Origin of the sequence: Klebsiella sp. 28, from assembly GCF_018223905.1 — a bacterium.
GTDB lineage: Bacteria > Pseudomonadota > Gammaproteobacteria > Enterobacterales > Enterobacteriaceae > Klebsiella > Klebsiella pneumoniae.
In genome coordinates, this window is the sequence record NZ_JAGRQY010000050.1 from 14,319 (window position 1) to 26,937 (window position 12,619).

The following is a 12,619-nucleotide window of genomic DNA, read 5'->3' on the forward strand; positions in this document are numbered from 1 at the left end:
CCTTATTTCATCTGCTCTTCAACTTTGTTTAGTAGTGGTGATATCGCCCACAGGTTCTGAAATGGTAGCATTTTACGGGCCGCGTGGGTTTGCTGGCTGTCAAATTCTCCGTTCAGTACCCCATGCGCCACCGTTGCAGCATCACCACCGAGATCGAAGGTCGGCCCAAGCAATGCGCCTATAGCATTGCGGCTCTGGAACCTGGATACCGGCGGCGCCCCAAACATCGCGCCAAGACCAAACCTGCCGCCGCTTACATTTTCAAGGGTGTTCAGCGGCTCTGACAACCATCCCAGCATGCCGCCCCTGTCGATCCCCTCTTTCACAAGGTTATTCCAGCTGTAATCTATGTCACGACCGCTAAGCTTTTGCTTCATCATATACACCATCGAGCCCAGCGCAACAGTTCCAAGAGCACCAAGATAGAATGATGCATCGCCCTGCTGAATACCAGATACCAGCACGCGATTATGCTGAGCAAAGATAAACGTTTTGAACTGGGTGATCAGTTTCCACCCCTCTTTACTGAAGAACAGCGGCGTATCGCCCACGCCAGGGGTTACAATCACCGAATCGACATCCTTCAGCACCGCGGCCTGGAATATCTCCCTAACGTGACGATCGTCCCACAAGTGGCTGTGGCCGGTTAGAAGTCCATCCATATCCTCGCCGTGCTTACCGAACTGCTCACCGATGCGCCGCAGCATATCCTCATTGATACCAACCTGCGCCATCTTGCGTAATTCGGTTTTGGCTATCTCGCCGCCGCTGGATATCTGCCGAGCCGCATCAAGTATCCTCGACTGCACAATCATTCCTGACCACGATTTAAGCACGCTGTTCCACTGGTTCATCAATGTCCAGTTCCCAAACTTTTGCGTCATCCAGTTAAGACCGCGCTCGAATGCAGTGCGCCGGCTGTAGGGATCGGTGAGGTCGGCAATAGCTTTGGTACGCGTTGAAAGAACGTACTCCAGGCCAACAGACATTTCGCGCAGGTCTTTTGTGGCGATCTTTACGGCATCCATGTTCCTTAGCATGCTGGCCATAGGACCGAGAGATTTACGCAGACCATGCTGCATCATCGGCCGCATCAGATCGGTGGCCGCGGCGACGGTCATGCCGCCAAGCAGGCGAAGGAAGTTAACATTCCTTGCAACCCGCCCGGCCCGAACGAAGAAACTGCGAGGATCCTGCGGGGCGCCGTAGGTGCCTAGAAGGCGGTCGCGCATTGCAGTTATATCCCTGATATCTGCTTCGCGTTGTTTTTCAAGCGCTGCACGTTGTTTAGGCGTTTTCGCCTCTTTGATCAGCCGCGTATATTCTTCGCTAACCTGCCGAATCTGATCCCCCATGTCTTTACGGCCGAACTGCGCTGTCAGTTCGATTTCCGGAGCCACCTGCCTGAGGTAGCTTTCCATGATGTGATTGACGTCTGACTCCAGGAAATCCTCTATACGTTCATCGGGAATAAGTAGAGTTCGGCTTTTGGTGAAACCAGCCCGGCCAACGAGTCTCTCTGGGATAATATCGGCAGGAACAAGTCCGGAAGGTGCGCCGATTATTTTATTCACGATCTCGTCAGCAGCGTCCTCTGCTTCCTCTCGGGATAGAGGTTCCATCTGCTTTAGAGCCCGCTCGCGGCTTGCATTCAGCCTTGTGGTTGAATTTGCCCGTTTTTGCAGTCGGCGAAGCTCAGAACGGTATTTCCGTGGGTTATCCAGCAACTCCATATGGCGCTGATAGACCGGAAGTTCTTCTTTAGCCTGAGCTATATCATCAAGCCGTGTTTTGAGATCAGAGCTTTCTTTCATCATTCTGGCCTGAAGTCTTTCTGATGAAGTATCAGCCAATTGTTTTTCTATTCTGGTAAGGCGCGCCTGTGTGTCAGCTTCCTGAGATATGAGCTTATTGCGTTTATCCAGCTCTTCCATGAGTAGGATTTTTTTCCCGGACCATTTCTCGGCTTCGGCGATATCACTCGCCAGGGCCTCAGCGCGCGGCGCTGATTCCTCCGCATTTTTCAGACCTGCATTTATCTTTTCAATTCTCTGCCCGGCTTTATCAGCTCCTTTAGCACTAATACCCTGTATCCAGTTGGCTATCCTCCCCCTGAATTCAGTGCGGTCTGAAAGTATCTTATCGAATTTATAAATACGTGGAAGATAGCTTTGTGCCGTCACAACATCGACATCTTCCGGAAGGATCCCAAGCTCCTGCATACGGGCTTTTGTGCTCTCGAAAATAGGCCGAATACTGGCGGCCGCCTGCGCCACTTCAGGAATATCACTCTGATCGCCGCGGCGCATAGCCATGCCCACAGCCTCATTGAAATCTACAAAGTTCATCCTCTTCGCACCGCTGGCGCTGACGGACTTGCTGTACTGCTGATAAGCGTCTCGGGTGGTTTCCATCTGCTTATAGAGCATGGCATCGTATTGCTTAATCTTTGTTTCTGCTGCCGTAAATGTAGCTAGGCCTTCGTCATTTTTGGCAAAGAAATAGTTATTCTCAGCCAGTTGCTGGTTTATCTGTCGGGAAACCAGTGATGGAGACTGAGCCAGCCGGCCAGCAGGCGTGACGCTGAGTGTTTTATTTGCGAGACCAAGCCCAGCTAGTTGCTCCTGATCTAGCGTCGTATTGAACACCTGCGCGGCGCCAATGCTCTGCGGAGAGTCCATGCCCCGCAAATTTTCACCAATGGCATTAGCAACAGCGGAGCGCTGAGCGGGCCCTGCAAGAACCTGTGCGCCAGCGCCAAGAATACCGCCGACAAGAGCATCAACCGCAACGTTTGAAATACTCTCCATCGCCGATCTTGTTTCCTGCGTCGCCTGCAATGATGCTTCTGACGCAACTCCGCCTGCAGCGTTAGCTAAGGCAAAACGCCCTGCTGTTTCTGCGATGCTCCCGCCGCGGGCCACGGCTCCAGCAGGAATGAACATCGCAGCGACGTTAACTGGATCAATCATTCCCATTGCCAGACTTGAAATCGTTCCTGCGCCTCCGACCTCGGATAGATATTCCCTGTCCGCCTTCTGCTGATCTATGCGGTGCTTAATAGCAAGAGTTTCCTCTGGCGATCCGGCGTTGATAAATGAATCAGCAAAGTCCTCATAGCCTTTAATATCTGCGGCATCATTATCAAACGGGTTATAGCCATCAACGCGATCAAACTGACTAAATGGAGCACTGGCAATGAAGCTACCCAGGGAGTTATCTATGCGGAAAGCCGCTTGCCTGGATTTCTGCACGCGCTGATCGCTGGTAAATGGGTTTACGGCGGAAAGTAAAGAAGGCGTTTCCATATAAAAATCGCTGTCATCTGGCGCGGCTATCTGCTGAATGTCCTCGCCAAGCAACTCTTTCGGATCCTGTTCATACGTCGGCATTATTTGCCCCCTGCGTAAATGTTGCTAGGAAGGTTATTGGCTGAACCATAGCCAAAAGGCTTAGTCAGATCTGGCGGCGTATAGCCTTCATTGTTACTGAACTGCGGTAATGGATTTCCTTCTCGCTTCACTCTAGCCTCATCGACTCGTTGCTGCTGGAACTGCATGGTTTGCCTGTACATCGGAGATGTCTGCTGATCTGGTTTGAAGCGAACGGGAAGCCCATTCTCACCATAATACGGACGGACATCATCGTAACCGTCCTGATTTTTCTGTCTCACCATGACCGCATAGCTTTTATCTCTTGGCGTGACACCATCAGGAACGATAACCAAATCAGTATCACTACGAGCACCACCAAAAGCTTTAGCTTTAAGCTCGTTTTTCTCCTGATACCATTGGCCTTCTATCCAGTTACCGGATCCACTGTTTACCCCATAAAGCGCTTCTGGGGCATATTTCATAACCTCTGCACTACCATTAATAGTAGAAACTCCCCATGTGGTTCTGATCATGGCGTTGGTCATTTTCTCAGCCTGGTCTGCATCGCCCCCAGTCTGTGCAAAGTTTGCATCGTAAATTGTCTGGTAATCACGTTGATAGGCCGCATTTGATTTGCCTGGATCGGTAATGTCTGGAGACCAAGAACCAAATGAGGTCAGGCTGCTAGCGTTGTTTTGTGCAGCAGTTGTCCGTGCGGCGACATATTTTTTGTCTCGCATGGCAGTGGAAAGCATCTGTTTCATCCGGTCATCCTGCTGGAATACCTGGCTATATGCCATGTCCACAGCCTTATCCTCCGGAACTCCAGCGCGGGAATAATCGTAAACCTTCCCATAAAATGCCATCGTTCCCTTATCAAGGGTTGCCGCGGCCGCCGGGTTATTATCGAATAACTGGCCGTAGAATTTTGCCATAGGAACAACCAGTGCAGGATCTCTTGAGGTTGCTCCGCTGTTAAGCATAGTTTTGACCTGCGTTGGTATCATGCCGCTTTTAGTTGTGACGGTGGCCAGCGCATTGATGCTCTGCGGATCAGATATCGAAAACGAAGGCGCAATATCCTGAGCAAAGTAATGGTCCACGGCTGCCTGGTTATTTTTGTCGTTAGGATCTAAGGGGAAGTTATTTTGCAAGGATGAAACTAAGCGGTTGCGCCCCTGTTGTGCCTGCCACTCTGTATCCATTTGCTTAAATTTGCTCTGCATTTTCTCCCATCGTTGCTGGTTAGCTGCAAAGCCAGGAGCATTTGGATCCTGAGGGCGAAGTCGCTCAAGAATGTCCTGTCGTCCTTCAGGGGTAAGGTCCTTAGCTGCACCAATTACGCCGCCATATTGTATCTGCGCCTGCATATCTTGCCATTTCAACGCCCCAACGCGAGGGCCATTAGCCCGGATAAAATCAGCCTCAGAAGGTAATTGAGCCGGTCTAAGCCCCTCATCAAGAGCTGAATATGCATCCTTCACTACAGAGCTAAGTTGTTCAGCATACTGCTGACGGTACTGGTTATTAAGCTCGTTAGCCTGCCTCAATGCCTGCATTTGCATTTGAGGGCTCATAGCATCAAAAGCGGCATTTCCCGTATAGCGCTTTGGTGAATCAAGGTTAGTTAACCCGAGCGCAGCCGACACGCCAGTTTCAAGCTGGTCAGCATTATATGGAACACTGCCATTTTCATGCTTAACAATACCGGCACACAAAGCTGCAAGGGTTTTAGGGTTGGACACATCAAGCGGGTCATTAGCTCCCACACCAAGAGCGCTGCACAGCGCCTTGATATAAGCATCGGTGTTATTGCCATCGCTGGCCGGCGCCCAACGATTAACGATCTCGCTCACGGTGTCGTATCCCTGGCGCTGGTACGACAGCAGGTTTTTACCCAGCGCGCGGATCCCATGCTCGGGCGTCGCAAAAGTAGCAAAACGGCCATCACTCCCCGTCTGCCCCTCCCAGGGGTTTGAACCTGCTTCAATATTACCGGGGTTGTTATTCCTCAGGCCCCTGGCTGCGCCAGAGTTACCGTGAGCCACAACGCGGCCAACACCATCAAGATCTCCTGGTTCGCCGTTTGTTTGAAGTAATTCGCTGTATTTTTGAGCAATGTTTCCGACCCAGGCCGATTGCCCCATCTGCTCCTTCAGCTGCGTTTTCTGCTGCACGCGCCATTCATCAGGCATGCCATGAGCATCAGCATACTGATCAATAGCATCAAAACGCTGTTTGGCAAGACCCACGAAGGCCTGGTTATCGTTATAAAGACCGGTGGACTGAGTTACGGCCAGGGAGTTCCCAGAAGTAAACGCCTGATCCTGAAACTGCTGGAACTGGCCAACCTCATACCGGCGGGCCTGGTTGTGAAATGACTGCATGGACTGCTGCAATTGAAAAGATAACTGCTGACGGGCTTCGCCATCCGGCACTGTAACCAGCAAGTCCTGAGCTTTCTGCTGCATGTTCTGCATGACGACATCGCTTTGCCCGAGCGCAGCCTTTCCCTGCTTCGTTATCAGACCATTGTCAGGGTTGTTGAACTGGTCATCACCGAACTGATTAAACTGCAGCAGAGCATCCTGGCTAAGCGCTACATCAGCCTTGCGCTTTGCATCAGCCATCATATTGATCGACGTATCAGCAGCCTGCTGGATGCCCTGCACCAGCGGATTTTCCGGGACACGAAGATTACTCGTCATCACCGGCGCGGTTTGCGTCTGGCTCTGGCGTTGATATTGCGGAACGGTTGGCATAGTCAGCTCCTTTTACTTAGCGGAAAGCGGCTTCCAGGTACCGCCCAGCGTCTTGTATGCATTAAGACCGGTCAGCGTGGAGTTGAGCAGTGTTGAACCTGCGCCAAGCATTCCGGACTGCTTATCAATTTTCCCCTGAGCGCGGCTGGTATCAGCCTGGAACTGCAACCCGGCTGCCTGTCGCTGGCCATTGTTGATGGTTGTCAGTGCGTCAAGCGTCCCCTGCTGCATGGTTTCAGTTGTCAGGTCCAATGCGTTACCGCTCGTCAGGTCGGCGCCGTTAGCAGCCAGTGCATTGGTTTGCTGTCCGGCAACCCGCCGGGCCTGCTGCCGCTGCTGATATGCCTGGTCATTAGCTGTATTGATAGTGTCGCGGGCGGCCTGCTCCTGAGCGTCAGCGTTAGCGTTCGCCAGCGCAGCATTAGCGCGGCCTGTCTGGATCTGACTGTAAGCGCTGAGACCGCCAGCAACTGCGGTTACGGCTAGTGCTGCGGTAGCTGGTTCACACATGGGCTATTTCCTTAATGAAATGGTGGAAAGGCATTCTCATCAATCCGTATGGCTCAGGATCTGCCAGGGTGAACCCCATCCAGTGAAGCCAGGATTTTGCTGCGTGGTTACGCGCATCGACGTAATTTTCAAGCACGCGATATCCGCGTGACATGTCACGAAGAACCGGGCGGCAATGGCGGAGGAATGTCAGCGGCTGATGCTCAATGTGGTCGGTGCTTACAAGCCACGGAATACCGCGACCGGTGATGATCGATGCAGGAGATATACCGAAGATGGTTACCACCTGGCCGTTAATCATCCCTGCAGCGGCTACCGAAGCGCTTTTCATGGCGCGATTAATGACTTCCTCCGGAGTCATCCCAGCGGCAGCCATAAACTCATCGTGGTCTGCCTGGCGGACATGCGGGAGAATGGCGCAGATATGCTCGTCAGTAACGCTGACTATCTCAACTTTCCGCATATCAGCCCCCTACCGTTACACGCGGTATAATGGCCAGAATGCCAAGCGGCAGCGGATCGGAATGGCTAATTACAACTCTCCCGTTACGCTCCCAGTTTGCATCGAGGTTCATATCGATGATGCCCGTCTTTAGCCCTACCGGGTCGTCGTAGAATTCCCACTCACGCTGGGTATACTCCAGTAAGTGAGCATCATCTGTTCCGGCCCAAACCGAGCGCCCGCTGTTGAGCATTACGCAAAGCTGATTGATGAGTTTGGTCTTATCCAGCAGCGTAGACTGCCCTGCAACGTTCACGTCCAGCGTTTCGATAACCGCGGCTACCGGCAAACCGATATGCACCACTGACGAGTGGTTTTCGATCGTCACTTCGCCACCTGATACAACCTGCTGAGGTTCAACGTTACCGTCGGCAAGAATGCTAACCTCCTGCCCCTCGAGATGAGACAGTCCAGCAAATGTCCGACGTGCTATCGACCATGTTGATTGCGCAGTGTTGCGCAGCGCTGTCGGCACATCACGGTTTGCTAATACGGTAGCCACTGTTGATGAGATAACACCAGCAATGCTCAAACGCATCGACTTGCTGACACCGCCTTCGGTGTAGGGAATATGGATCTCGTAATCAGTGCTCGATGAGTCGAAGATTGCAGAGCTGCACGTTAGCGTGAATTCATCCTGATATGTCCAGCCACCGGCGGAACTGATCGTCATTGTGCGTGAATAGTCGGTGTTTTCTCCGCTGTAAGACAGGCCAGAATCCACGAAAAATGCATCCTGCTGTTCTGTAAACTGCCTGGTGTTCAGTCGCTCAACATAACGAACTGTCGATCCATTCACCGTACGGCGAATAAGCGCATAGACTGCATCTTCCTGCCCTTCGCTAATACTGCAGATCGATTCGACATAGCCATTAGTCATTGGGTGCGGATGCCAGGCATATACCTGCTGCTCGCGGAGATAAGTAAGGCCAAGCAGCATGCCGTCACTCCTCGCACACCATGCAACGCTGAACGGCTGTACAGACAAAGCCCAGTCTCTGATGCTGTAACCGTTAAACAGATGGCTGGCAAGGAGGGTCAGATCACTGGATTGATAGCTGTCCTGGTCGAATGAGTAAAACAGGTCACGGATGATGGAGCCCTTCTGCTGAACGTACAGTGCAACGCTACCAACGTTGATTGGTACCAGATCGCTGCTACCGTTGAACGACTGACCGGACATCGAAAAGCCACCGGTTCCCGTCAGGTTGCCGTTGCTGTCGCCTGTCACCTTGAACTCTCCGCCGCTGGTCAGCACGATAAGCTGACCGACATCGAGAAGGTGCAGGATTTTGTTCAGCTGGCGACCGGCGTAGTTATAGGTTATCGCATCGTCGTCAACCTTCGGGTTGCTGCGATAGAAGTTGTGATAATCACCGGTACGGCTACACCATATAGTCTGAGGAAATGCCCGGCTGCCGCCGAAAATCAGCCTCTGCTGGTAATAGGTAACTGTACCCGGGTAGCCGTCTGTATCGTTCCAGGCATAATGCGCCCATTTGTAAGTGGCGAATGTGCTACCTACCACTTGCGCTGGCAGCTCGATCTCACCATCCTGACGTGGCACAACGTCGGCCGTTGCAGTTAGTCCATCACCGGCGACGGCGGTAATACGGCACACGCCAAAACCACTATGCAGATAGCGCCACAGCACACCGTTACGGCCACCAAGACCCCAGCCATCCCAGGAATCTCCCGTTGTATGGGTCGGAGCAACAGTGCCGGTGGTGCCATTAGAACCGCCGTCAACACAGCGATAAAAGTTCTCCTGATATCGGCACTCGTCACCGATCCCGATGTCTTTGTCGGTTTCCCACCTACCAACACTATCTACCGCTTTCTGTTCCATGTAGAACAGTTTTCCAACGTGCTGGCTTTTGAAAATCGGGCTGTTGGCAGTCAACGTTACAGATCCAGTTCGGCCTGAGGCGTACACAGTTACCGAGTCGTCTGTGTTCAGGTCCTGGAATGGCCCGCTGGTTGTTGTCACTGCGGCGGTGCGCCAGTCAGCCTCTCCGTAACGGCGGATCTCAAGCGGCGGATAATCGTTGTGGCACACTGTCATCACATCGGCAGACTGCGTAAATTTCAGCTCAGAGATGACGCTCACCGGCCATGGGGTAGCCACTTCAACAGGGCTGCCGCCGTCCGTAACCAGCGCGCCGTTAGACCAGACACGGAAATAGTGATCACCGAGCTCGAGCGCATAGGTTTGCGATACGCTGAACTGGAAAGGTATTAGCCGGCAGTAACGGTCTGCATATTTCGCGCTCCCCAGGAACCGGAACCCGGGACGATTTTCAATGCCGCCTGACTGCCGGACGATGAAATTGCGGCAGCGGCGCAATGACGTCTGGTATTTTTCAAGATCGATTCGACCATACAGTGAAGGCGATATCTCGCCGCCGGCAAGCGACGGTTGCACCAGTGAATAGGCCATCAGCAGATCCTCGCACTGGCAAGGTCAGACATCGCCTGCTGCGGTTCATGTGCCTCATCAAGAGAGCGTTGCATGGCCGCCGTAAGCACCTGCTGATAATTGGCCATTGCCTGCTGACCGAGACTGGCATTTGCCGCGATCGGCATGGCTATCTCTGCCGCCATACGCCACGAAAGAGCATCAGCGAACAGGGCATCAAACATCGTCGGGTCAGTGATGCTTTTCACGTATAGCAGTACCGCCTGAGACTCATTGGTATGAATGACGCGGCCAGTGCCATCTTCATTGCTGCCAACTTCAAAAACAGGCTTATCCTGCAGAACGATATGAGACCCAGTGAACCACTTCGGTAATATGGCAGCTATGCGCGCGCAGTCGGTAGGGTACTGATACCGGAACAACCATCCCGGCGCAGGGTCGCCAAGGTCAGCCAGGACAACGCGCGACATGGCAAAGTTCCAGTCGTTGTCTGCCAGGACTGCGTCGCGCATGGACTCGTAAAACAGGTTGCAGGTATATGCCTCTTTGGTCTTTTCGGTGAGGCTATTAATCGTCCGGCTGTTGCCTATACGTGCCAGCGCGATATTGCAGATATTGATCACTGATGCCATATCATCCACCAACTAAAAAGGGGCTTTCGCCCCTTTGGTTATGAGGGCTTACACCCCGAGTTCTTTCCGCCTTTCGGCGATCTTCGCCTTCAGAGTTTCCGCTTTGGTATTGAAATGCGGCGCTTCGCCGAACATTTCTTCATACTGTTTGCGCAAATCATCAAGCTCGGTTAACTCTTCTGCACTGGCCGGGACAATCTTTTCGCTCAGGCTGGCATCAACGGAAACCAGATTACTTCCCGGCTCACCGTCGTAGGTAACGATGTCGCCCGGCTCATGCAGGCGGCCATTGATGAATGACCGCTTAGCGACTTTGTACTCAGGCATTGGTTTGCACGCCTCCGGTGATACCCGCAGTGACTTTGCCGGTGGTCGGCGCAGTACCAGTCACCGTATAGTTCAGACGGATGTAGCGTTCCATCTTCATCGGCAACGTGATAACCGGCGACTTATAGCCCAGCACCAGAGACGCCAGAGGGATCGTCATGGACAGCACGTCCGCAGCGGAACTGAATGCAGAGTTGTCATCGGTTTGCACCGTCACAGTCAGGCTGGTCAGGTTGTTGAAACCTTCAACCACCTGGATAAGCAGCGGGATATCGCCATATTTACCGACATCTTTATTGCTGCCGGTATCAATGACGTTGGTCGAAGCAGCCGTGGCCGTAATGGCCTGAGCTGCGGAAAAAAGCGCTTGCTGGTCGAGCAGCATGATCCCCCCTTATGCCGTTACGGCTGATTCAGTATTCAGGATGGCGTCAGCGCGACGGATCGGAATACCCAGGAAAGAAACGATTTTCTTACCGGCATATTCGTCGATCGTCAGGTTAACGTTTTTCGCATTCATAGCCTGCTTGTGCAGCCAGGCATGGATGGTCTTGTTGCAGTAGATGACCTCTTTACCATCGCCCAGCATTGCTACATCACGCGCGTAGTACGCATCAACCATCATGCTGATGAGGTCGGCGCCGGTTGCAGCATCTTTGGTCAACGTGGTGACATCGATGTTGCAGATGCGCGAGATCGAACGCCAGTCACGGACTGACAGGCCGAGATGCCATTTGAACTCATCACGGTAAGCCAGGAACTGACCGCCGTTCGCATCGCTGACCAGGTCATTACCCAGATCCTGATGCTGGAACCCGGCGACCATACCTTCCGGATAGATCATGTGCGCAGTGTTCTCACCCCAGGACATGAACCAGATGGAGGTATTGGTAGAACCACTACCACCGGCGCTGAATACGTTCTCCGCGCTGGCCGCTTTGGAAGTGCTCAGAGTGTTGAAGCGCGGAGCCAGGCCCATGAACGCTTCCGGCTCAGCATCGGTATTGCCGTAGAAGGTGTAGCGGGAAACCTTGTTGTTAAATCCCTGCAGCTTGCCCATGTTCTCGGACACGCGGAACGAGTCCGCATTACCGGAGCGATCGGCCAGGTCTTTGTCTACAAAGCCAAGGTCGTACAGCATACCGGTAGTGTCAGTCACCGGAACGGTCTGGGTTTTGGTAGGCTGCACGCCCTGGTTGTAACGGCGCCACACCGGCTCGGGAATACCGGCACGAATGGTGGTTTTGTGCTTGGAACCGTCATTACACGGCACGTAAATCGCATCGGTAATGACATCGTTGCTTTTCGCCAGTTGCTCGACGATTTTAGCGATCCGCCCGTTCTTGTCGGTACGGCTGTACACGTCAAGAAGAGAAGGCAGCGTCTGACCAATTAAAGCCATGATTACACCTCACTATTTTTTGCTTGGATAAAACGCTTCGACCAGATCGTTTTTCGGCGATCCGTTACCCTGGCCAGTGACGAAACTGTCTTCACTCATCAACTTGCCTACCTTTGCGAATGCCCGAACCATTTCCGGGTGGTTACCCAGGCCAGTCGAGTCAAGGAATTCGCGGAACTCTTTCGATGCGAAGGTATCCAGCGCCTTCTGCGCGTGCCCTACGGATACCGTTAATTTGTCGCCACCGATTTCTTTGTCAGCCTTCGTGTCAGCTGCCCACTGTTCAACCTGCTGCCCCCACGACTCAGCCTGGCGGTTCTGGATTTGCTCCTGCAGTTGTGGCCACAGTCCAGCCAGCTTCTGCGCCTGGTCATTAGAAAGACCAAGCTCGCGCGCCACGGGCTCAAACAGCTCAACAGCTTTTGAGTCCAGTTCCGTACCTTCCGGGGCCGTAAGCTCGTATTTCTCGGGAACCGGTGGCTCAGCAGCAGGAGTTGGCTTATCGCCAGTCGGCTCAGGTTTATCACCATCAGCTGGCGAAGGTTCTGGATCTGCTGCTGGTTGTTGCGCTGCTTCAGATTGCTCAGCCGCAGGAGTCTGGGATGGTTCGGATGCTGCTGGAGCTGCCCCACCATCTGCAGGCTGCTCATTGCACAAACGCCGATACATCAGACGCTCAAATAAATTCATC

General features: G+C 53.0%; 10 protein-coding genes. All 10 read right to left on the reverse strand.

What is annotated here, in order from left to right:
* Positions 1-2: 2 nt before the first annotated feature.
* The 10 genes from KHQ28_RS09070 to KHQ28_RS09115 are packed head-to-tail and all read right to left on the reverse strand — an operon-like array spanning position 3 to position 12,618.
* Complete coding sequence (locus KHQ28_RS09070) at positions 3-3,392, reverse strand: DUF919 family protein (RefSeq protein WP_032418549.1); 3,390 nt, start codon at positions 3,390-3,392, stop codon at positions 3-5.
* Positions 3,392-6,136: a hypothetical protein gene (locus KHQ28_RS09075; protein WP_055314490.1), complete on the reverse strand. Its 2,745-nt coding sequence runs from the start codon at positions 6,134-6,136 to the stop codon at positions 3,392-3,394. The genes KHQ28_RS09070 and KHQ28_RS09075 overlap by 1 nt, the downstream gene beginning before the upstream one ends.
* A 12-nt stretch (positions 6,137-6,148) precedes the next feature.
* Positions 6,149-6,646 (reverse strand): hypothetical protein, encoded by a 498-nt coding sequence (locus tag KHQ28_RS09080; protein WP_025860587.1) that lies wholly within the window; start codon positions 6,644-6,646, stop codon positions 6,149-6,151.
* Positions 6,639-7,109, reverse strand: coding sequence for a hypothetical protein (locus tag KHQ28_RS09085; protein ID WP_032418545.1), 471 nt, complete (start codon positions 7,107-7,109; stop codon positions 6,639-6,641). Before KHQ28_RS09085 ends, KHQ28_RS09080 begins: the two co-directional genes overlap by 8 nt.
* Position 7,110: 1 nt before the next feature.
* The gene (locus tag KHQ28_RS09090) at positions 7,111-9,588 is read right to left on the reverse strand and encodes a hypothetical protein (RefSeq protein ID WP_032418543.1); all 2,478 of its coding nucleotides are present in this window, start codon (positions 9,586-9,588) and stop codon (positions 7,111-7,113) included.
* Complete coding sequence (locus KHQ28_RS09095; RefSeq protein ID WP_004197381.1) at positions 9,588-10,199, reverse strand: hypothetical protein; 612 nt, start codon at positions 10,197-10,199, stop codon at positions 9,588-9,590. The genes KHQ28_RS09090 and KHQ28_RS09095 overlap by 1 nt, the downstream gene beginning before the upstream one ends.
* Before the next feature lie 48 nt (positions 10,200-10,247).
* Positions 10,248-10,526 (reverse strand): hypothetical protein, encoded by a 279-nt coding sequence (locus KHQ28_RS09100; protein ID WP_024622837.1) that lies wholly within the window; start codon positions 10,524-10,526, stop codon positions 10,248-10,250.
* Positions 10,519-10,911 (reverse strand): Bbp16 family capsid cement protein, encoded by a 393-nt coding sequence (locus KHQ28_RS09105; protein WP_004152466.1) that lies wholly within the window; start codon positions 10,909-10,911, stop codon positions 10,519-10,521. Before KHQ28_RS09105 ends, KHQ28_RS09100 begins: the two co-directional genes overlap by 8 nt.
* A gap of 9 nt (positions 10,912-10,920) precedes the next feature.
* A complete protein-coding gene (locus tag KHQ28_RS09110; RefSeq protein ID WP_004197367.1) occupies positions 10,921-11,928 on the reverse strand; it encodes a major capsid protein in 1,008 nt (335 codons plus the stop codon).
* Positions 11,929-11,940: 12 nt separating this feature from the next.
* Positions 11,941-12,618 carry a peptidase gene (locus KHQ28_RS09115; RefSeq protein ID WP_174805912.1) on the reverse strand — a complete coding sequence of 226 codons (678 nt, stop codon included), beginning with the start codon at positions 12,616-12,618 and terminating at the stop codon, positions 11,941-11,943.
* Position 12,619 lies beyond the last annotated feature (1 nt).